The 20,807-nt window shown below is 45.6% G+C and carries 18 protein-coding genes and 1 tRNA gene; 14 read left to right on the top strand and 5 right to left on the bottom strand.

Going from position 1 to position 20,807, the window contains the following annotated elements; all coding sequences use genetic code 11:
• Positions 1 to 109: 109 nt before the first annotated feature.
• Complete coding sequence (locus tag A4R26_RS11545) at positions 110 to 697, bottom strand: hypothetical protein (RefSeq protein ID WP_081163933.1); 588 nt, start codon at positions 695 to 697, stop codon at positions 110 to 112.
• Positions 698 to 1,160: 463 nt separating this feature from the next.
• Here A4R26_RS11545 and A4R26_RS11540 point away from each other — a divergent pair, with 463 nt between their 5' ends.
• A complete protein-coding gene (locus A4R26_RS11540; protein WP_081163932.1) occupies positions 1,161 to 1,460 on the top strand; it encodes a hypothetical protein in 300 nt (99 codons plus the stop codon).
• 129 nt (positions 1,461 to 1,589) lie between these two features.
• On the opposite strand, the gene A4R26_RS11535 is transcribed toward A4R26_RS11540, so the two are convergent.
• A tRNA-Cys gene (locus A4R26_RS11535) sits at positions 1,590 to 1,660 on the bottom strand.
• Between the two features lie 195 nt (positions 1,661 to 1,855).
• On the opposite strand from A4R26_RS11535, the gene A4R26_RS11530 reads away from it, so the two are divergent.
• The 4 genes from A4R26_RS11530 to A4R26_RS11515 all read left to right on the top strand — a co-directional run bounded on the left by A4R26_RS11530 (position 1,856) and on the right by A4R26_RS11515 (position 5,198).
• Complete coding sequence (locus tag A4R26_RS11530; protein ID WP_081163939.1) at positions 1,856 to 2,731, top strand: nucleoside phosphorylase; 876 nt, start codon at positions 1,856 to 1,858, stop codon at positions 2,729 to 2,731.
• Between the two features lie 94 nt (positions 2,732 to 2,825).
• Positions 2,826 to 3,611, top strand: a complete 786-nt coding sequence (gene dapF / locus A4R26_RS11525) for a diaminopimelate epimerase (protein ID WP_081163931.1) — start codon at positions 2,826 to 2,828, stop codon at positions 3,609 to 3,611.
• A gap of 144 nt (positions 3,612 to 3,755) precedes the next feature.
• On the top strand, positions 3,756 to 4,694 hold the full coding sequence (locus A4R26_RS11520; RefSeq protein WP_081163930.1) for a magnesium transporter CorA family protein: 939 nt from the start codon (positions 3,756 to 3,758) through the stop codon (positions 4,692 to 4,694).
• Positions 4,695 to 4,739: 45 nt separating this feature from the next.
• Positions 4,740 to 5,198 carry an NUDIX domain-containing protein gene (locus A4R26_RS11515; protein WP_081163929.1) on the top strand — a complete coding sequence of 153 codons (459 nt, stop codon included), beginning with the start codon at positions 4,740 to 4,742 and terminating at the stop codon, positions 5,196 to 5,198.
• Between the two features lie 118 nt (positions 5,199 to 5,316).
• On the opposite strand, the gene A4R26_RS11510 is transcribed toward A4R26_RS11515, so the two are convergent.
• Both A4R26_RS11510 and A4R26_RS11505 read right to left on the bottom strand, forming a co-directional pair.
• On the bottom strand, positions 5,317 to 6,222 hold the full coding sequence (locus A4R26_RS11510; protein ID WP_081163928.1) for a hypothetical protein: 906 nt from the start codon (positions 6,220 to 6,222) through the stop codon (positions 5,317 to 5,319).
• Between the two features lie 255 nt (positions 6,223 to 6,477).
• A complete protein-coding gene (locus tag A4R26_RS11505; protein WP_081163927.1) occupies positions 6,478 to 7,287 on the bottom strand; it encodes a hypothetical protein in 810 nt (269 codons plus the stop codon).
• A gap of 395 nt (positions 7,288 to 7,682) precedes the next feature.
• Here A4R26_RS11505 and A4R26_RS11500 point away from each other — a divergent pair, with 395 nt between their 5' ends.
• The gene (locus A4R26_RS11500) at positions 7,683 to 9,362 is read left to right on the top strand and encodes an ATP-binding cassette domain-containing protein (RefSeq protein ID WP_081163926.1); all 1,680 of its coding nucleotides are present in this window, start codon (positions 7,683 to 7,685) and stop codon (positions 9,360 to 9,362) included.
• A 264-nt stretch (positions 9,363 to 9,626) separates the two neighbouring features.
• Entirely contained in the window at positions 9,627 to 10,853 is a 1,227-nt protein-coding gene (locus A4R26_RS11495; protein ID WP_081163925.1) for a glycosyltransferase family 9 protein, read from the top strand.
• On the opposite strand, the gene A4R26_RS11490 is transcribed toward A4R26_RS11495, so the two are convergent.
• Positions 10,820 to 12,391 carry a glycosyltransferase family 87 protein gene (locus tag A4R26_RS11490; protein WP_081163924.1) on the bottom strand — a complete coding sequence of 524 codons (1,572 nt, stop codon included), beginning with the start codon at positions 12,389 to 12,391 and terminating at the stop codon, positions 10,820 to 10,822. The genes A4R26_RS11495 and A4R26_RS11490 overlap by 34 nt on opposite strands.
• 136 nt (positions 12,392 to 12,527) lie before the next feature.
• Here A4R26_RS11490 and A4R26_RS11485 point away from each other — a divergent pair, with 136 nt between their 5' ends.
• From A4R26_RS11485 to A4R26_RS11455, 7 genes are all read left to right on the top strand, one after another.
• The gene (locus tag A4R26_RS11485; protein WP_081163923.1) at positions 12,528 to 13,418 is read left to right on the top strand and encodes a glycosyltransferase family 2 protein; all 891 of its coding nucleotides are present in this window, start codon (positions 12,528 to 12,530) and stop codon (positions 13,416 to 13,418) included.
• Between the two features lie 183 nt (positions 13,419 to 13,601).
• The gene (locus A4R26_RS11480) at positions 13,602 to 15,113 is read left to right on the top strand and encodes a B12-binding domain-containing radical SAM protein (RefSeq protein WP_081163922.1); all 1,512 of its coding nucleotides are present in this window, start codon (positions 13,602 to 13,604) and stop codon (positions 15,111 to 15,113) included.
• Positions 15,113 to 15,784 (top strand): methyltransferase, encoded by a 672-nt coding sequence (locus A4R26_RS11475; protein ID WP_165760234.1) that lies wholly within the window; start codon positions 15,113 to 15,115, stop codon positions 15,782 to 15,784. Before A4R26_RS11480 ends, A4R26_RS11475 begins: the two co-directional genes overlap by 1 nt.
• Before the next feature lie 111 nt (positions 15,785 to 15,895).
• On the top strand, positions 15,896 to 16,939 hold the full coding sequence (locus A4R26_RS11470) for a radical SAM protein (protein ID WP_081163920.1): 1,044 nt from the start codon (positions 15,896 to 15,898) through the stop codon (positions 16,937 to 16,939).
• A gap of 128 nt (positions 16,940 to 17,067) precedes the next feature.
• Positions 17,068 to 18,531: a B12-binding domain-containing radical SAM protein gene (locus tag A4R26_RS11465; protein WP_081163919.1), complete on the top strand. Its 1,464-nt coding sequence runs from the start codon at positions 17,068 to 17,070 to the stop codon at positions 18,529 to 18,531.
• Positions 18,524 to 19,330: a class I SAM-dependent methyltransferase gene (locus A4R26_RS11460; RefSeq protein WP_081163918.1), complete on the top strand. Its 807-nt coding sequence runs from the start codon at positions 18,524 to 18,526 to the stop codon at positions 19,328 to 19,330. Before A4R26_RS11465 ends, A4R26_RS11460 begins: the two co-directional genes overlap by 8 nt.
• The gene (locus A4R26_RS11455) at positions 19,327 to 20,733 is read left to right on the top strand and encodes a B12-binding domain-containing radical SAM protein (protein ID WP_081163917.1); all 1,407 of its coding nucleotides are present in this window, start codon (positions 19,327 to 19,329) and stop codon (positions 20,731 to 20,733) included. Before A4R26_RS11460 ends, A4R26_RS11455 begins: the two co-directional genes overlap by 4 nt.
• Positions 20,734 to 20,807 lie beyond the last annotated feature (74 nt).

Below are 20,807 nucleotides of genomic sequence, written 5' to 3'. Positions count from 1 at the left end.
AAAAGTGTATCCTATGTTATGCTATACGACAGTTAGTATTTAGAATCAGGTTTGCCACAGTTTATACAGGGCCGGACTCATGCTTCCGGGAATACAGACCGGTATTTGTTCATGGTATGGGATTGCAAAAATGTGGGAATTCGAATCCATTCCATTTGAAATGACCTAAGTCTATATATGACCTGATGTCTCCTTCAATGTCCTTTTTGCGTGCTTCACAATCCGCTATAAGGCTGGTTAAGGCTCGCCCATAGGCTATTTTGTACCGGCTAATTGCCTTTTTCTCTAACTGTTCGAAAGGCAACAATTCATCACCCCATCTCGCTATGAGGAATTTATTGGCGTCACCTTTTTTACGGTCATAGCCTATTAAAAACGGGTCGGGTGATTTGTCATCAAACCACACTTCAATTGCAGGAAACCATTCATTTTCTTTACAGCGATGAATCTCCTGCAAAACCTCCAGCGGCATTGTACTAACTTCATAGTCTGTATATAGTGCTCTTTCCGGACAAAGCATTTTGCAAACTCTTTCTGTACGAGGATCCAGTTTCATGTAAGGATTTCCAACTTTTTCTACCCTACCCGCTTTTTTAAGCTGTTTTTGAAGACCCAAACCGGCACACAGTTGCTCCCATTCTTCAGCATGTTTGTGTAGCGTTTCCAGTTCTGGTTCGATAAAAATTTCAGTTGCCATATGACTTTGCTTTTATTGGTGATGAAATTTGACTGCTATTAGCTTTAATAGAATTAAAACATAATCGGCATCCCATTGCCAGCAATGTATGGTGCAATTGCGACCAATAGCTATTGTGCGGAAAAATTTGTTTGCTGGTGCCTTATTGAAGATCTTAACGCTGCAAATGTTATTACTGATCTTATTATTTTTCTTCCGGTGCAATCAGCCGAAGCGTAATTATTCTTATGCAAGTTACCCATTCCCTGTATTCATTTTTGCACTTTCAGTTCATCTTTTGCACTTTGATTATTAGTTTTTAAAGGTTTGTTACTGTTATAGATCTGGTTGCCTATCCAGTCAGTTGGTGCGATTTTAAAGGCTGCTTAAACGCGTGGGTATAGGTGTTATGCTTATGGTAAAAACATTTGGAGGCTATTGTTTTCAAATCCATCCCTGTTCATCTTTTAAAATTACTTGAAAAATGAAGTGCAATATAAACCCAAAAAGAATTGGTAGCCGCATATACAAAAACCATAAAACAGTCCCAGACACCTATTCGCGTTCTACTATGTCCATCGAATTTTTAATAACTATTTTCAAAGCACTTCAAAAAGATTTCATTGCCATATTGTACACAGAAGAACCCCTGAGAGGTATGCGAAATGATGAGATTGCCCTGTTGAATTTGGAAATAAAAAAAGCTATGGAAGCAATAAATCGGATTCAAAAAGAACTAACACTTACACAAACGTTGGTTGATTTTCAAAAACCCCATTACTAGTCCGATTTACAAGTAGCAATACTGAATATGAATATTGCTGATGCCATCTGCTCGTGGACGAAAACACGCGGTAACTGTAAAGTTGTATAAAACTAAAAAAGGACCGCTTTTCAGCGATCCTTGATTTCGAGGTTCCGACCAGATTCGAACTGGTGTAGGAGCTTTTGCAGAGCTCTGCCTAGCCACTCGGCCACAGAACCGTTTTTATTCCTGTTCCTTATTTAGATTCCAGGCAGATTCGAACTTCTGAAGGTTTTGACCTCTGCCTATCCGCCACCTGGCGAACACAGAACCATTTTGAGAACCCGGAACCCTGTTTTGTCCCCGTTCCGAATGGGGTGTGCAAAAGTAGGATATTTGTCGGATATTTGGAACAACCTTTTCAAAGCTTTTTTATGCAACGCATTCAGGAATCGGAACTGATTATCAATAAACGGGGGGCCGTTTACCATCTCGACCTCCGCCCCGAGGAACTCGCCCCTACCATTATTACCGTGGGCGATCCCGGCAGGGTGGCCGCCGTAAGTAAACATTTCGACCGCATAGAACACAAGTGCAACCACCGCGAATTCATCTCCCATACCGGTTACCTCGGCAAAACCCGCCTTACGGTCATCTCAACCGGTATTGGACCCGATAATATCGATATCGTGCTTAACGAGCTCGACGCCCTGGTAAATATCGACCTCGAAACCCGTACCATAAAACCGCAGCTTACCCAGCTCAATATTATCCGCGTGGGCACTTCCGGCGCCCTGCAGGCCGACATTCCTACCGATAGCTTCGTGGTTTCTACCCATGGGCTCGGTATCGATAACCTGCTGAACTTTTACCGGTACGAAGAAAACGAGGAAGAAAAAGCCCTGTTGCAGTCGTTCGTTACCCAAACCCAGCTCAACCATCGCATTTCACAGCCCTATATCTGCGGCAGCAGCGCCCATCTTATTAAACATTTCGTAAATAACTTCCATCACGGTATTACGGTTACCTGTCCGGGGTTTTATGGTCCCCAGGGCCGCATTTTGCGGTTGGGCCTTAGCCACCCACACCTGATCGACCGGCTTACGCAATTCACCTTCGGCCCCCACCGCATTACCAATTTTGAAATGGAAACCAGCAGTATTTACGGACTGGGCAAACTGCTGGGCCATCACTGTCTTTCCATCAGCGCCATTGTAGCCAATCGCGTAAACAGGCAGTTTTCGCGCGATGGCCAGGCCGCCGTTGAGCAGTTGATCAAAAAAACGCTCGACACTATAAGTACATGGTAATTGGGTAGTAGCAGATAAGGATATGTTATAATAAGTGAGCTAAACAACAGGCTAACTTTGTTTGTAGTAATATTGCAATAAGGAACAACAGACTATGGAATTGATCTTTCACAAATACCAGGGAACAGGGAATGACTTTGTGATCCTGGATAATCGCGATGAACGTTACAATGGTTTAACCAATGAACAGGTACGCTTTTTATGTAACCGCCGCTTCGGCATCGGCGCCGATGGCCTGATGCTGCTGAACAATGCCCCCGGTTACGATTTTGAAATGAAGTATTACAATGCCGATGGCCGCGAAAGTACCATGTGCGGCAATGGCGGCCGCTGCCTGGTGAAGTTTGCTTATAATATCGGCATCCAAAAAGATAAATACCTCTTTATTGCAGTTGACGGCCCGCACGAGGCCGAAATAGATGACGATGGCATCGTGAGCCTCAAAATGAAAGACGTGGATGGGGTAAAAGACTATCACGGCGATTTTATTCTCGACACAGGCTCGCCCCACTACATCAAAATGACCACAGATGTGTGGAATTTCGATGTATATAAAAAAGGAAAAGACATTCGCTACAGCAACACTTTCGCCAAAGAAGGCATTAACGTAAACTTCGTTGAGCAAAAGAATAACGATGAGATCATTGTTCGCACCTATGAACGCGGTGTGGAAGATGAAACCCTCAGCTGCGGTACCGGCGTTACAGCCAGCGCCCTGGTTTGTTACCATAACGAACGGGGTTTCAACGATGTAACGGTTCAAACCCGTGGAGGAAAATTAACGGTTGAATTCGACCGCACCGGCGATGATACCTATCACAATATCTGGTTATGTGGCCCGGCCGAGAAGGTGTTTGAAGGAAACGTAACAGTAAAATAATTTACCTGCTGCCGGATACCCGGCCCCACAAAACGGGTATCCGGCAGCAGCCCCCGGCCACCAATAAGGAGCCTGTCGCTTTGCACATTAGATTAAAATTAACCCGCTGCACTATCAAAAAGCGGCCTTACCTTTGCGCCGCCTATGATCCAGTACTTCAAAAATATTAATTATCAAACCATAGCGACCGATAAGGCAGAGAACGGCTCCTGGGTGAATGTTTTGCCACCACTTAAACAGGAAGAGTTTTCCGAATTATCAAACACGCTGGATATTCCCCTCGACTTCCTTACCGACTCGCTGGATATTGATGAACGCACCCGTTTTGAAGAAGCTGATAACGTAAAGCTGGTGGTTATTAAAACACCCACAGAAAACAACTCGTTCAACGAAAGCGACGCTTATTATATCACCATCCCGATCTGTATCATCATTACACACAACCAGATCGTTACGGTGAATTCTTTCGAGAATGGCGCCATAAAAAAGTTCCTGAACACGTTTCAGAACCGCCATCCCGATAACCGCAAAATGATGGTGCTGAAGATCATTGAAAAGATCATTCAAACCTACCTCGAGTTCCTGAAAGAGATCAATCAGCGCCGGAATATACTGGAACAAAAACTGTACGCCGCCAGCCGTAACGAACAATTGCTGCAGCTGATGCGCATACAAAAAAGCCTGGTGTATTTTGTAACGGCCCTGCGTTCGAATGAAATGCTGCTGATGAAAATAGAACGCACCAACTTTCTCGGGTTGAATGAGGATGAGAAGGAATTCCTGAACGACCTTATCGTCGACAACTCACAGGCCCTTGAAATGTCGAACATTTACACCAACATCCTCAGCAGCACCCTCGATGCATTTGCGAGTATCATAGCCAATAACCAGAACGAAGTGTTGCGCCGCCTGTCGGTGATCACCATTGTATTATCGTTCCCGGTACTGGTAGCCAGTATCTATGGCATGAACGTGCCGATCCCCTATAAGGATTCTCCCTACGCATTTTATGTACCCGTTTCTTTATCGCTTATAATTTCGCTGGTGATCGGCTGGTTCTTTTTGAAGAGAAAGATCTTTTAAGCTGAACGCTGAATGCAAATTATTATACTGTAAACCAATTCCGAAATGTTCAGTATTAGAGTATACGGCCTTCTGATAAACGAAAACAAACAGGTTTTAGTAAGTGATGAATTCATTCGTGGCGATTACTATACCAAATTCCCCGGTGGCGGTCTTGAATTTGGCGAAGGCACCCGCGAATGTTTGAAAAGAGAGTTCAAAGAAGAAATGGACCTCGAGATCCGTGTTGGCGATCATATTTATACTACCGATTATTTCCAGTTAAGCGCTTTCAATCCTGCACATCAGATCATTTCTATTTATTACTACGCGCATCCGCTTGAAGAAATAAAAGCGCCGCTGCGCCAGAAGCCTTTCGACTTCGACGAGCGACAACTGGCGGTTTATGCAGAAAAAAGTGAAACAGAAACCTTCCGGTTCATCAACTGGGATGATTTCTCAGAAGCATCTGTTTCACTGCCCATCGACAAAATAGTAGCCAGGATGCTGAAGGAAGGCTTATAGCTGAACGTTTAAGGCTGAACGCTTCCTTCTCCCGAATTTGTTCAAACAGCTCGATACCCGGGATCTGGCGTTCTGCATTCAGCGTTTTGCGTTCTGCGTTTAGCGTTCAGCCTTCGGCCTAATACATTGCCGGCATCATGACGGCTAACCAGGAATCTGCCCGTTTTATTGGCTGATTGGATGACTTGCCCATTTTTTTTACGAACGAAATGGGTAATGTAGCGTTAACGCCATTTTTATCATAGATGAAAATCATTTTACATCCGTCTTTCATGCCGAAAACATAACCGGTGCCCTCTCCTACCGATTGCTGATCCTGCCGCGACGGCCCCTGCACATAACTGATCTGTTGCACCTGGCTTGCCTGAATGAACCGGACCGTGTTGGAATTGTACAAATTGGCACGATCGGTATGTATGTGCTTTTCTACCATAGTACCGGGGTGACTGTGGTAATACACCATCGCTTTTTCTTTTAGCATCAATGTAGCGCCCTGCAGCCAGCGGGGGTCCGACAGGTCGCCGGAAATACAGGTTACCGTACCATCGGGAAAAACCACACCGCCATGCTCTTTGTTTCGTGCACCGGCTGAAACACAACGCGATGCGATATTATCATACATGCGATATATGGTTCGTTTGTCCAGCACAGGTACCAGGTTATCAACCACCAGCGGATGACAAACCAGGCCCCGCTTTATCAGCCGTTTTACTTTACGGGCTGTAGCACGTTGAATATTATTTACTTCCGCTGTATTATAGGCGGCGCTTTTTGCTACCGTTGAATCATCGGCAGGTATATCCTGAAAGATCTGTTGGTATGTTTTTTTAGTTCTTATTACATAACTCGCCGTTTCCATGGCATGTACATTACGCCACAATAACTTACCGCGTTCATTGTAATAACAGGCAGTGTCATCAAAACCGGTAGCAGCAAATACGATCCCGGAATACAGGATCGAGATTGAAAGAAAAATGAAAAAGATGGGGTTGACGGGGATGAATGAAAAAAGATTCTTCTTCATAAAGATAAGGTTTACAGTAAAAAATAAATTCTTGTTATCACCCTGGATAAAAGAGTGATCGTAATGACTGGGTTGGCTGGAAGAAATATAACTCCTGGTAGTGTAGCAATTCCTGGCTAAGCAATAAAACTGTGCAGTGGTATATCTAACGGGCTGCAATAATATGCTGTATAAATTGTTCAACCAAATTTACATCTTCCAAAAAACCCTTATGTGACTTATTCATTTATTAAGATTTATATAAGAAACTGATAACTATTTATTAACTGAACAACATAGAAACCAGAAGAACGGCAGCGTTGCTTTTATTCCGTCTTTATCAAAAATATATATGAGGTGCGACCTTTTATTCATTCCAAAAACATAACCCTTCGCATCGACTTTCTTCTTTTTGTTTTGTTTCTTCCCTTTCATTAATGCTTCCTGATCCTTCAGTGAAGGTCCTTGTATATAATAGCAATCTCCCACCTTTCTTTCGCCACTCGGATGACTATGATAATATGCGATACCCTCTTCCCTGAATTCAACTGCAACGCCGCTGTCACATGGATTGCCTATACCTCCAACATGAAATGAAAAAGGCTTATCCTTAAAAATAGTTCCCCCATATTCCCTAAAATCATTTAAAGAATCGGTATTCGTTCCACTATCGGGAATTTTCGCAAATATTTTCCTTATCAGATTTCGGTCAAGTATCCTTACTACATTGTTTTTAACCAGCGAGTCTTCTACATAACCGTTGCAAATCAATGCTTCTACTTTCTTCGCCTCTTCAAAACTGATTGACTTAACCTCTATTACATCGAACGTATCCTTTTTTATTGCTTTACTGACTTTATCCCAATCATAATAGATCTCTTCTTTCTTTTTACAGGTACGAATAACAAAAGTCCCTGATCCCTCCGGAGCACAATACAACTCCACTCCCTGTTCATTGTAATAATACGCCGTATCACAGGCCGCCGTTAGTGCTCCCGATGCATGCACCGGTTGTTTTAATGTCGTTGCCAGGCAAGCCAATCCCATCCCTGCGGCCTGCAAGGCAAAAGAAATCCCCCGTTTCATAATTTTAATTTTTGAATGATAATAGGATCACGTAACAGTCAATGACTGCTCATGGCACCAATGGGCACAGCATTAATACGGTTTGTAAATGGTACAAAACATTAGGTAACGGCTTCTCTGATGGATGGTAATATAAACGCAGGAATGCGACTAACGGTTAACAATATTACTTTTTAAACAGCAGGCATCCAAAATAAATACCCCCTTTATAAAGTCACGTTTTCACCCGCTGCATTATCAAAATATAATATTCTTTTTTTTCGCCACACCCAACACCTTAAATAAGAAGTTGTAATACGGCGCTTCTACCGGCAACCGCAGCCCCGGTTTTTGCGTACCATACATAGCGTTCCTGAAAATTGGGTGTTTTCACCCCTCTAAATCGCACATCACCTGTGATAGCAATTTTTATAAAAACCATATCAGTTTTAACCGCACATGAAAAGAAGCAGTGGGCCCGGCTTACCGCACTCACCCTTTTTATCAGCCTGGCCGATATTGCATCCCTTGCACTGCTGGTGTATATCATTCACTTTTATACACAGCCCGTTAATGCGGCCGGTATTTTAATTCCGGGATGGGCAGAACCGCTTTCGAACGCGCTGTTCAACCGATCATCATTGCTGCTCATCACCCTGTTCGTAGTTGTTTTTAGTTTGAAAAACCTCATTGCATGGCTTATTCATAACAGTCAAACCCGTTTCGTGCACCGGGTGGCGGCCCGCATCTCCCGCAACAACATGATGCAGTACCTCAATGGCAATTATGCCAATTACGTACAAACCGACGCTTCAGTTCTTACCCGCACCATCAGCCTGCAACCGCTTGAATTCAGCCAGCACGTACTGGCGCCGCTGCAGCAGCTCTTTACCGAAATAGTACTGATCGTTCTGGCCATTGCAGCCATCCTTCTCTTCAATGCACAGTTATTTCTTGTATTATTACTAATACTATTACCGCCCGTTTTTCTGACGGCATGGCTAACCAAAAAAAAAGGAAATGCAGCCCGCAATTATATAAAGACCAGCAGAACCGTCATGTGGCAACACCTGCAGGAATCCATTGCCGGTTTTGTTGAAAGCAATATTTATAACAGGAACCGTTTCTTTACCAACCGCTACGCCACCTCGCAGCAACTGCTGAATAACCACCAGGCCAACCTGCAGTCATTGCAGGCCCTGCCGGCCCGGCTGGCTGAAGTGTTTGCTGTTTTTGGATTACTGGTGTTGATAGCTATCGGCGCCTGGTGGCAGCAGGGCCATTACGCAACCCGGGTGGTGACACTCGGCGCTTTTATGGCGGCTGCCTACAAGATCATTCCTGGCATCGCCCGCATTATGAACGCGGCCGGACAAATTCGCACTTTCTCATTTACCATTCATGACCTGGTTCAACAACGGCCGGTGAAAAAACCCAATGCGCCTGTTGTCGTTCAACCCATTCAATCGATCTGCTTCGATAAAGTCACCTTTCAGTACGAGCACAAACCGGTATTGAATAATTTTTCCTGCCAAATGCAAACCGGTGAACTTACAGGCATCGATGGACATTCGGGAAAAGGTAAAACAACCCTCATCAATATCTTACTGGGTTTTATTTCACCGCAGGCGGGTGAAATACACTTCGATCAGCAGCCAACAGACAGCCTGCAGCGCAAACTATACTGGCAGCAAATTGCCTATGTAAAACAGCAGCCATTCTTTATGTACGATACCGTGCTGGCAAACATTACGCTCAATGATGAACAACAAAACGAACAACAGTTACAGCAGGCCCTTGAGATCACCGGCATTACTACATGGCTGCCGGCCTTACCTGCCGGCATAAATACAGTGCTTACAGAAAACGGGAAAAATATCAGCGGCGGTCAACGGCAACGTATTGCACTTGCACGGGCCTTATACAAAAATGCCAGCGTACTTATTTTAGATGAGCCCTTTAGCGAACTGGATGAGAAAACGGAAGAACAACTAATGCAACATTTACAACAACTGGCCGCGGGTGGAAAAATGGTTATACTGATAACACATAACAGGAAATGCCTTGAGAGGTGCGGGAAGATCATTTCACTTTGAAGGCTGAAAGCTGTAAGCCGCAAGCCGCGAGCGAATACAGAAAATACAACTGCAAGCGATACAGGCCAAATACAAAGCCTGTAGATTTTTGAGGCATATAAAGTGATTATTAGTCCGCAATAAGAGAACCATAAACTATAAACCAAAAACTATAAACCATGAAGCCAACCTTTTAACCCAACCTGCCGTATTGAAGTTGGTCACATAATTTGAAACACCCCTGCTAACCATTGGAAACTGTTTTATAAACCCAAAAATTCTATTGTGCAATTACCTGCCAACCGGAAATTGGATAAGTACATTGGTTACTGCCTGATCATCTTACTGGTTCCCATTACCCGGCTGCTCGGGATCTTACTTCGCAAAGATCACCGCCTGCACCAGCCCCCGCAACACCTGTTATTTATAAAATTGCTTGGTCTCGGCAGCCTTGTAGTGGCAACGGAATCAATACAGGCCATGCGGCAGCAATATCCCAATACCCGCTTCATTCTTATAACCGATTCAAATATTGCCGATGGCATTGAGCCCTTTCAGGTGTTCGATGACATCTGGCGCGTTAATACAGGCAGTTTATCCGTCACCATCAGCACCTCTGTAAAGTATATTATCAAAACATGGCGATTGCAAAAGTTATGGGTGGCCGACCTTGAAGTATATTCAAAGCTCACTACGGTTTACGCCTTACTGACCCTGGCCCGCAACCGTTTTGGTTTTTATTTACGCCCCGTGTTCTTTCGCAAATACCTCAACACCCATAATATTCCTTTTAACCAGGCGGCATGCCTCGGGGATAATTATGACCAAATGGCGCAGGCCATTACCGGCAATGAAGTGTTGCCAGCCGGTAACCAACTGCCACTGCGTAACAATGAATGGAAAAAACAATACATTATCCTGAACAATACCTGCAGCAGCCTGGCCCCGGTGCGCAAACTTCCCAATACAACCTTCGCCGTTCTTTGTAACTGGATCCTCACGCACACCCCTTATCGTATTGCGTTCACGGGCACCGGCGGCGACAAGATCGACATCGATCAATTCATCGATGAGCACCTGTCACCGTATAAACAAAAAGGCCGCCTGTTCAATATTGCCGGTTCGCTTGAATTCGAAGCGTATTACCGGTTCATGGCCGATAAAGGAATTTGTATGGTTACCATCGACAGCGGGCCTTTGCACATCGCCCGCAAACTGGGCCTGCCAACGGTTTCCATTTGGGGACCAACCGATCCGCTTGCGTATATAAAAATACCGGCATCGCAGCAACAACGGCACCTGTTCATTTATAATAAAGTGGCCTGCTCGCCCTGCGTGCATTATCATGAGCGATTGCCCTGCGGTGGTAATAATATTTGTATGAAAGAAATCAGGCCAGAAAACATCATCGAAAAACTCAACACCTTACTCATGCATTTGAATGGCGAAAAAGAACCGGCGCTTCAACGGGGTGGCGACTATCGCGGTACAGCTATTCGCCGCAGCGTATAAAAACCAAACCCCCGGTTTTTGTCAGATAAATAAATTATTTCGCTGCCCTCGATCACCAGGGCCTGTTGTTTACGATCGGGGGTTGAGGTAAGCCGGCTGTTCTTATAATATACCTGGTTGTCTTTGATCGCTACATCTGCTGCCGAATGCTGCCGTACCGGGTAAGCCGCAATAACTTCATGACTGCCCTGTTGATCCCAATAATAATAAACAAGCCGGTTGTCTTTAATGGCATAGGTATATACCAATGGCAGTTTTTCTTTTAATAAATAACTGCTGTTATCATTTTGCGCAAACAACTTCGGCACATCAACCAGCAACAGTATCATAACAAAAGCAAACAAGGGTTGCCAGCTCAGCCGGGCGCTCGCAACCACCAGCATCAGTAAAAAGAATAACAGCAACAGATACAAACGGGGATATTGCAATAACAACGGCCATGTAGCCAATGCCTGTACCGGAATGATGTTGATCAAAAAAACAAGCGCCATGAAAATATATACATATACCCGTTTGCTATTGGCCAGCGCCAGTAATGGTATCAGCAGCAGCACCAGTGAATAAGAGCTCCCGTTGGGTGATAATAACAGGCTGGCGGTTACCCAACCGGCAAAAGCAAGCTGACCGGTTGTTCTTTTATGTAAGGAAATGCCCACACAGGCTGCCAGGATCAGCGATTTGAACAGCACCATGCAAATGATAAACACCGGCATGCTGTTCAAGAGTACCTGCGGGTTCTGCACCTCGTCATATACAAAAAGGTTCTTTAACAACATAAAGGCCGACTGGAACAGGAAGGTATAGCTGTTATTCAGTTCACCGTTGTTTGCCCGCGGAAAAATGGTAAACACATAATAATGCCATGATGCAAAACCATTGAACAACAGGGAAACAAGGCCCAATAACATACAGGCGGCAACACAATATGCCAGTTGTTTATATTGTTTTTTCGCCACAAGAAAAAACAGCAACACCAGCGGGAACAACTTAAACACAATGGCCACGGCCCACAACAATGCCGCCGTTATTGTTCTCCCCTTTTTATAAGCCATAAAGCCTTCCATCAGCAGGGCAAATAACAACAGATATGCCTGTCCAAAGAAGATGTTATTGCGAACCGGAATAAAGAAGAGCACCGGTACCAGCCAGCCAACCCATTGCGGAACCGAAAAATATGTAAGGGTTCTGGCCAAAACAATTACAAACAACGTTGCCGAAACTATATTGAAAATGATCTTTGAAACGGCAATGGGAAATACCAGGAACGGCGCCATCAAAACAGACGTAAATGGCGGAAAAGGCGTATAAGATACAAATACACCGGCATATCCCTGTTGTGCAATCAATGCGTTCAGCGAATACGTATCATATACCTGCTGAAAATTTCCCTGCAGCAGGGCCCTGCTGCCAAAATAATAACCGGCATAATCGGACAAGGGCGCACCGGCGGCTTTATATACAAACCAGGCAAGTAAAACCAACAGGAAAATAATTGGGTAATTAGGCCGCATGCCATGGAATACGGTTGCAGTAAGCATATGGTTGTCTGGCAATCCCGGCAACTATGAACTATGAACTGTGAACTGAGAACTATGAACTATGAACTATGAACTGTGAACTGTGAACTGTGAACTAAAAAGCAACTTTATTCCCCGAAAGCCCGTAACAACAATCATGGTCAGTGTCATCCTCACAACATACAACCGGGCGCACCTGGTGATGGAAAGCATTTACAGTGTGCTTGGTCAAACCCATTCCGACCTCGAACTTATCATTGCCGACGACGGTTCTACCGACAATACCGAAGAACTGGTGCAAGCCCTGCCCGATCCCCGCATCAGGTATTACAAAATGCCGCATACCGGACGCACCGCTATTTTAAAGAACGCCGCCATCCGCCTCTCAAAAGGCGAACTGATCGCATTCATAGATTCTGACGATACCTGGACGGAAAACAAACTCGAAAAACAGGTGCAGTTGCTGCACAAACATGCCCACATCGGTTTCTCTATCACCGATGCTTTTTCCTATAGATCGGGGGTGATGCTGTCGCCCCGCACGTACACCAACCGGCGGGGTATAGAGTTTGCCAGTATCTTCAACCGGTTAAAGGAGAACAGGTTCGTTATGTACAACCCTACCCTTGTAATGCGTCGTTCCTGCATTGAAAAAACAGGCTGGTTCAATGAAGACATGTTTTTCTGCTCCGACTATCATTTTAATATGCGGCTTGCTTATCATTTCGATGCCGGCATCATTTACGAATCGCTTTTATGGCGCCGCATGCACGATACCAACAGGAGCACCTTGGTTTCGATTGAAAACTATGAAGGGTTCGTTCAAACTTTTGAATACCTGTATGCGCATAACATGGTTTCGAAAAAACACCTGCAAAAGGCAAAAAGCCATGCTTACCTGAATATCGGTCACGCATTTAAACAACAACGCAACCTGCCCGCCGCCCGGCAGCATTATTGGCGGTCGCTAAAACACAACCTGTTACAACCCTTTTGTTACTTGTATCTATTGAAAACGCTGGGTTCCGGGGTTCAATCAAAACGATGAGAGTGCCGCAAAACCGGTTCTATGAGTAAAAAAGGCTGCAAAGCAACTCAACCTCATAATTATACGTATGGGTTTCAATGATCTGGCCTCCGTAAAGGATTTTCAACCGGCTGAAGGTTCCGGGAGACCAAAACATTCGTGGTCTCTTATTCACCATTGACCATTCACCATTGACGTTCACACATGAACAAAGTATTACTATTCAATCCACGCAGCGCTAACACAAAGCCCAGGATCCCCAATTCTATCCTTTCCATAGCCGCAGCTATTGAAGGCTTGTATGGATATGCCATCGTTGATGGAAACCTGGAAACCGACCCCTGGCAAAAAATAAACAGCTACCTGGCCACCGGCGGGTTTGATTTTTTTGGTTGCACCTGTATGCCGGGGCCGCAACTGCGGCAGGCCATTCCCATCTCAAAACAGATCCGCACTTTATACCCGGCTGTCAAAATCATCTGGGGTGGTTATTTTCCATCGAACCAGCCAAAGGTGGTGCTGAACTCGGGCTTTGTTGATGTTATTGTAAATGGTCCGGGTGAAAAATGTTTCCCTGCTTTGATACATGCGCTGAACAATGGCGAGCCAATCACTACTATTCCCAACCTGATTTACAAAGGTGAACAGGGCATTGTAAAAACCGGTAAAGACGAGTTGTACGACCAGGATGCACTGCCCCGTTTGCCATATGAAACACTCAATACATTTTATCCGCTTCGCCGTTACCTTGGCAAAACCTATCTCGGCACCCGCACCATCGCTTATCACAGCAGCATGGGCTGCCCCTTCAAATGTTCGTTTTGCGCGGTAGTGCCTATCTACAATGCCCGCTGGCGGGGAAAAAGTGCGCAGCTGATCTATGAAGACATCAAATACCTGAAAGAAAAACACGGTGGTAATGCCATCGAGTTTCACGACAACAACTTTTTTGTATCGGAAAAAAGAACGGTTGAATTCTCAAAACTTATTCAACCCGAGAACATGGTCTGGTGGGGCGAAGGAAGAATTGATACCATCGATAAATACTCAGATCATTCGCTTGAACTGATGCGGGCTTCCGGATGCAAGATGATCTTCTATGGCGCCGAAACAGGTAATGATGAGGTTCTTAAACGGATGGATAAAGGTGGTACGCAAAGCAGTGCACAGATAAGGGCCTTTGCCGCCCGTATGGCTAAGTTCGACATCATTCCCGAATACTCTTTTGTGTTAGGCATTCCACCTGCCGGCGGAACCGATTCGCCCGATCAGGTAATGAAACAAATTGACCAGGACATTGCGTTCATCAGGGAAATAAAAGAGATAAACCCCAAAACCGAGATCATTATTTATTTATACAGCCCCGTGCCAACCGAAGGATCTGACCTGTATAAGAAAGTGCTTGAAAGCGGTTTTCATTTTCCCGAACAACTGGAAGACTGGATCAGTCCGCACTGGGAGAATTTCGATTTACGCAGGAACCCGCTAACGCCGTGGTTAACGGCTGAAATGGTTGACAAGATCAGGGATTTTGAAACCGTATTGAACAGTTACTACCCTACCGTTTCCGACATCAGGCTTACCGGTTTCAAACGCAGCATCATGCGCAGCCTGTCGGCCGTTCGTTACAAAACCGGTTTGTACTGGAAGCCTTATGAGTTAAAAGTATTGCAATTATTATGGAAATACCGGCAACCCGAAATAGAGGGATTCTGATGCGGCAGGTCATAAAAAATATAGCCACCCGGTTATACAAACCGCTGCTGGTAAAATACCTGTCGGCCACCCGCATGTATACCTGCAAAGGCATCCGGTTGGTAATACCGCCTGCGGTTTTTCATCCGGGCTTTTTCTTTAGTACGCGCTTGTTGCTGAAGTATATCGCCGCATTGCCGCTAAAGAACAGGTCATTTTTAGAACTGGGCGCCGGGAGTGGACTGATAGCCCTATATGCAGCGCGGGAAGGTGCGCGGGTAACGGCAAGCGATATTAATGCGGAGGCCATTCACTCACTGAAAATGAACAGCCAGCGTAACCGGATATCCATTACCATAATAAACTCAGATCTGTTCACGCATATCGCGCAGCAGTCATTCGACATCATTGCCATCAATCCGCCTTACTATAAAAAACAACCGAAAACACCGGCCGGATATGCCTGGTATTGCGGGGAACAGGGCGAATATTTTCAACAATTGTTCAGCAGTCTGCCATCGTATATGCACCCGCAATCGATGGTGCTGATGGTGCTGTGCGATGGGTGCGATCTGCCAATGATAAAGGCGATGGCGGCGGAGAGGGGGTTCAGGTTGAATTGTGTATACGAGAAGGGCTATTGGGTGGAGGTGAATTATATATTTAGGGTTGAGACAGTTCACAGTTCTTAGTTCATAGTTTTTAGTTCATAGTTCTTTTATGTACAGCTTTGAGCTTTTAGTTGTATTTGCTTTTGGCTTTAGGCCTTCAGCCTTCGGCTTAAGGCTGTATTATTAATTAAAATGATCAACAAACTATATCATACCTACCAACGCTATCGCACGTTACAAACCGATATCATAACGGCACTGCCGGTGGTGATCCTGATGCCGCATAGCGCCTGTAACTGCCGTTGCGTAATGTGCGATATCTGGAAGGATAACAAAAACCTGAAGCAACTCACTGAAAATGATCTTACCGGTTTATTGAACGCCTTTAGAAAATTCGGTACGCGGGTGGTAGTGATGTCGGGCGGCGAAGCATTACTGAACGCCCACTTTTTCCGTTTCTGTGAAATACTAAAACAGGAAAGCATTTCGGTCACCTTGTTATCGACCGGTATTGCGCTGGAGAAAAAAGCCGGTCAATTGCTGCAATGGGTGAACGACATCATTGTGAGCCTCGACGGCGATGAGGCCCTGCACGACCAGATAAGACAGACCCCGGGTGCTTTTCAAAAATTAAGACGAGGGGTAGAACACATTAAATCGCAGAACCCGGCTTATCGCATCACGGCCCGCACCGTGATTCACCGCCTCAACTTTCGTCACTGGATCCCCATCGTGAACAGCGCCATGGAAATGGGGCTCGACCAGATCAGTTTTTTGCCGGCCGATGTAAGCAGTCAGGCCTTCAACCGTGCCACCGTTTGGACCAGCGACCGGCAACAGGAAGTACTGGTGCATGAAGAAGAATTGCCGGTTTTTCAATCGGCCGTACAGGAACTGATAAAATATCACAAAACGGCAATTGCCCAGCGGTTCATTGCCGAACCGGCCGATAAACTGCAAAAGATCTATGCGTACTATGCGGCGTTTTATGGCAAAAATCCTTTTCCATATAAGCAATGCAATGCGCCCTGGGTATCTACGGTAATTGAGGCAGATGGAACGGTACGGCCCTGTTTTTTCCACGAACCTATCGGGAATATTCGTGAACAAAAACTGGATACCATCGTAAACAGCCGCACCGCCATCGCTTTCAGAAAGCACCTCGATATGAATACCAATAGTACCTGTGTGAAGTGTGTTTGTTATTTGAACTTGAATCCCAGGGCAGGTTTATGAGTTTGTAAGTTATTCAGTTCGTTAGTTAATAGGTTTTACGAATAGTAACGGGCTTTACCTGAATAACTGAACAACTGAACAACTCAATAACTGAACAACTAACAAACTTTCTAAGAGAACGAACAATCATGAGCAACAATATATTATTTTCACATTCCTATTTCTTAAGATTTGATCCCAAACAATGGGCTACCGGGCAACCTTACCCTCCGCTGGCCACATTATATGCTGCCGCCCTTATGCGGGAACACGGTTATTCCGTTTCCCTGTTCGATACCATGTTCGCTCACAATGCACACGATATCCAAAACACCTTGAACGAACAAACACCGCGCTTTTTTGTGCTGTACGACGATGGCTTCAACTACCTCACCAAAATGTGTTTGACCAATATGCGCGAGGCTGCCTTTGCCATGATGAAACTTGCCAAAGAAAAAGGCTGCACGGTTATAATATCCAGTTCAGACAGCACCGATCATTTTGAAGAATATCTTACCAAAGGGGCCGACTTTGTTATCATCGGCGAAGCCGAATTGACGTTGCTTGAACTGGTTAAGGCCATCGATAATAAAGAAACAGCTTTTGAACATATTAGCGGTCTGGCATTCATGCACAACAACCAGGCAGTTACCGCCCCCCGCCGCACGGTGATGAAAGACCTCGACGCATTGCCATTGCCCGCCTGGGACCTGGTTGATCTTACACCTTACCGTTCTATGTGGCTAAAAAGCAGTGGCTACTTTTCGCTGAACGTGGCAACCACAAGAGGATGCCCGTTCAAATGTAACTGGTGTGCAAAACCTATCTATGGCAACCGCTACAATGCCCGCTCACCGGAGAAAGTAGTGGAAGAATTAAAACTCTTAAAGGAAAAATTCCAGTTTGATCATATCTGGTTCTGCGACGACATCTTCGGTTTAAAACCCGGTTGGGTAAACGCGTTTGCCAATATTGTAGAGAAAGAACAATTACAGTTCAGGTTCAGGATCCAGGCGCGGGCCGACCTGTTGTTACAGGAGAACACCATCAAAGACCTGGCGCGCGCCGGCTGCCATAACATTTGGATGGGTGCAGAAAGCGGTTCGCAAAAAGTGCTCGACGCCATGGACAAAGGCACCACAGTTAAACAAATATACCAGGCCACTACCCTGCTGAAAACACACGGCATCCATCCTTCCTTTTTTATACAGTTTGGTTATCCCGGCGAAACAAAGGAAGACATTGCGAAAACCATCCGCATGATCAAAGACCTGTTGCCATATGAAATGGGCATCTCCGTTTCCTATCCGTTACCGGGAACCGTATTTTATGAACGGGTAAAAGCTGAATTGAAAGTAAAAGCCAACTGGACCGATTCGGATGAACTGTTGCTGATGTTCAGGAATACTTACCCGCCCGGATACTATAAAAAATTACATCGCTATGTGCATCTCGTATTCCGTAAACAACAGGGTTGGGCGGCGTTTCGCAATGCCATCAGGAACCCGCTGACCGCCACTATACACGATTACAGAAAAATAGCCTCCGCCTGCTGGCATCTGCCATCGCTGCTGGTTGAATGGCTGCAGTTAAACCGGTACGCGCATGAGTAAAGTAACCACCTTCGACGTGCTGGCACGTACATACGATGCCGGGTTTACCGAAAGCATTACCGGCGGCGCGCAACGGCGCACCACCTATAAATGGTTACGGCCCCTGCTTGCCGGCAATGCCATGCAGTTGCTCGAGATCAATTGCGGTACCGGTACCGATGCCTGCTGGATGGCGCAGAAAGGGCATTCCGTTACCGCTACCGATGCATCGCCGGCCATGATAGAAAAAGCGCAACGAAAAGCAGCCCTTACGCCGGCGCCCCATCAGCCCCTGTTTCAAACCTGCGCATTTGATGAATTATACACTACATTTCAGGGCAGGCAATTTGACCGCATTGTTTCCAACTTCGCCGGGCTCAACTGCGTTTCCCCCGCAGCCATCACCGGTTTGTCGAAACAGTTTTACCAGTTGCTACAACCCGGCGGCTATTTCGCCGTAGTGCTATTTGGAAAATACTGTTTATGGGAAACGATGTATTACCTGCTGAAAGCGCAACCCCGGCAGGCATTCAGAAGATGGACCAACAAAGAAGTGATGGTGCCTTTGACCGCCCAGGTGCAGCAACCGGTTCACTATTATTCCATAAAAACGTTTGCACAGTTGATGAAGCCGCTGCAACTGATACAAAAGAAACCGGTGGGGTTATGCATACCACCATCGTGGATGGAAGGTTATATGCAACAACACCGCCGCTTTTTTCAAACCCTGGTAAAATGGGAAGAAAGGACCGCCAATGCGTCCTTTGCCACCAGCCTGGCCGATCATGCATTCCTGTTATTTAAAAAAGAAGCACAATGACAATCCTGTTGACACATGGATATTTTCTGGCAGAGGACGAAAAGGAACAAGCCATCATGCGGCCCTATGTACCATTGGGCATCCTGTATATCTCTGCCTGGCTCGAACAGCATGGGTACGACAACGAAGTGTTCGACAGCACTTTTTCATCTTTCGATCTGTTATGCGCCCGCCTGCTGCAACAACGGCCACAGGTGATAGGCATTTATACCAACCTGATGACAAAACTGAATGTGCTGCGCATTATTCGTTTTGTTAAGGGAAACGAAACCCTGCAACATACAAAGATCATTTTGGGCGGACCGGAAGTAAGGAACCACGCCATCAAATTTCTTGAACACGGGGCCGATTATATTGTATCGGGTGAAGGCGAGCAAACCATGCTGGAACTGGTGCAATACATCGAAGGCACCTATACCGGAAGTATAAACGACATTGAAGGCGTATCGTACCTGCATGAAGAAAAAGGTTTACTCCAGAATAAAGAACGCACCAAACTTAAAAGCCTCGATGCCCTGCCATTTCCCAACCGGCATAAAGTGAACCTGTCGTTGTATTTCGATGCATGGAAAGGCCGGCATGGCACCAGTACCATTTCGGTAAGCACCATGCGGGGTTGCCCGTACAGTTGCAAGTGGTGCAGCCGGGCGGTATACGGACAAAGCTATCGCCGGAGAAGTGCGGGTAAGGTGGCCGATGAAATAGCGCATATAAAAGCAAACTATGCGGTAGACAGCCTCTGGTTCGTTGATGATGTATTTACCGTAAGCCATCAATGGCTTGAGAAATTTGCAGAGGAAATGACGCAGCGCAACCTGGTAATGCCATATGAGTGTATTACGCGGGCCGACAGAATGAATGAAAAAGTGATCATTGATCTGAAAAAAAGCGGCTGTTTCCGGGTATGGATAGGTGCAGAAAGCGGTTCACAAAAGATCATCGATCTTATGGACCGCCGCGTGGAAGTAGAGCAGGTACAGCAAATGATTCAACTGGCGCGCAAACACGGATTGCAGGCGGGTACATTCATAATGGTAGGTTATCCCGGTGAAACCAAAGAAGATATTTATGCCACCGTTCAGCATTTAAAGAATGCCGATCCCGACCTGTTCACGATAACAGTGGCCTATCCTATTAAAGGCACGCCTTTGTATGCCGAAGTAGAAGACCGGTTTGTTACCAGCCTGCCCTGGGAAAACAGTACCGACCGCGATATCGACTTTACAAGAACCTACAACCGGAAGTATTATGATTACGCCATCCAGATGATCAACTATGAAGTGAACTTTCACAAGGCACTTAAGAAACCTGTTGCCAATTTATTCAGACTGCCGATGTTAAAACTGCGTTCAACACTGGCAAAGGGTCATATGTGGGTGGAAGAACGGAGAAAAATTAGCTAATGTGCTAATGTGCTAATGAAATGGAGCTTAAAGTTATTGATCGCTATGCCGCTTTTACTTTTTCATTTTCCTTT

Origin of the sequence: Niastella populi, from assembly GCF_002078015.1 — a bacterium.
GTDB lineage: Bacteria > Bacteroidota > Bacteroidia > Chitinophagales > Chitinophagaceae > Niastella > Niastella populi.
Note: the sequence above shows the minus strand (reverse complement) of the source record. Positions and strands in the feature narration are given on the sequence as shown.

Excerpts from the sequence above, each read along its gene's own strand:
- A4R26_RS11510 (WP_081163928.1), bottom strand. The coding sequence starts at position 6,222 with ATGAAGAAGAATCTTTTTTCATTCATCCCCGTCAACCCCATCTTTTTC.
- A4R26_RS11490 (WP_081163924.1), bottom strand. The coding sequence starts at position 12,391 with ATGCTTACTGCAACCGTATTCCATGGCATGCGGCCTAATTACCCAATT.
- A4R26_RS11520 (WP_081163930.1), top strand. The coding sequence starts at position 3,756 with ATGATCCAGTACTTCAAAAATATTAATTATCAAACCATAGCGACCGAT.
- A4R26_RS11540 (WP_081163932.1), top strand. The coding sequence starts at position 1,161 with ATGAAGTGCAATATAAACCCAAAAAGAATTGGTAGCCGCATATACAAA.
- A4R26_RS11530 (WP_081163939.1), top strand. The coding sequence starts at position 1,856 with ATGCAACGCATTCAGGAATCGGAACTGATTATCAATAAACGGGGGGCC.
- A4R26_RS11455 (WP_081163917.1), top strand. The coding sequence starts at position 19,327 with ATGACAATCCTGTTGACACATGGATATTTTCTGGCAGAGGACGAAAAG.
- A4R26_RS11475 (WP_165760234.1), top strand. The coding sequence starts at position 15,113 with ATGCGGCAGGTCATAAAAAATATAGCCACCCGGTTATACAAACCGCTG.
- A4R26_RS11460 (WP_081163918.1), top strand. The coding sequence starts at position 18,524 with ATGAGTAAAGTAACCACCTTCGACGTGCTGGCACGTACATACGATGCC.
- A4R26_RS11470 (WP_081163920.1), top strand. The coding sequence starts at position 15,896 with ATGATCAACAAACTATATCATACCTACCAACGCTATCGCACGTTACAA.
- A4R26_RS11515 (WP_081163929.1), top strand. The coding sequence starts at position 4,740 with ATGTTCAGTATTAGAGTATACGGCCTTCTGATAAACGAAAACAAACAG.
- dapF (WP_081163931.1), top strand. The coding sequence starts at position 2,826 with ATGGAATTGATCTTTCACAAATACCAGGGAACAGGGAATGACTTTGTG.
- A4R26_RS11505 (WP_081163927.1), bottom strand. The coding sequence starts at position 7,287 with ATGAAACGGGGGATTTCTTTTGCCTTGCAGGCCGCAGGGATGGGATTG.
- A4R26_RS11480 (WP_081163922.1), top strand. The coding sequence starts at position 13,602 with ATGAACAAAGTATTACTATTCAATCCACGCAGCGCTAACACAAAGCCC.
- A4R26_RS11485 (WP_081163923.1), top strand. The coding sequence starts at position 12,528 with ATGGTCAGTGTCATCCTCACAACATACAACCGGGCGCACCTGGTGATG.
- A4R26_RS11465 (WP_081163919.1), top strand. The coding sequence starts at position 17,068 with ATGAGCAACAATATATTATTTTCACATTCCTATTTCTTAAGATTTGAT.
- A4R26_RS11545 (WP_081163933.1), bottom strand. The coding sequence starts at position 697 with ATGGCAACTGAAATTTTTATCGAACCAGAACTGGAAACGCTACACAAA.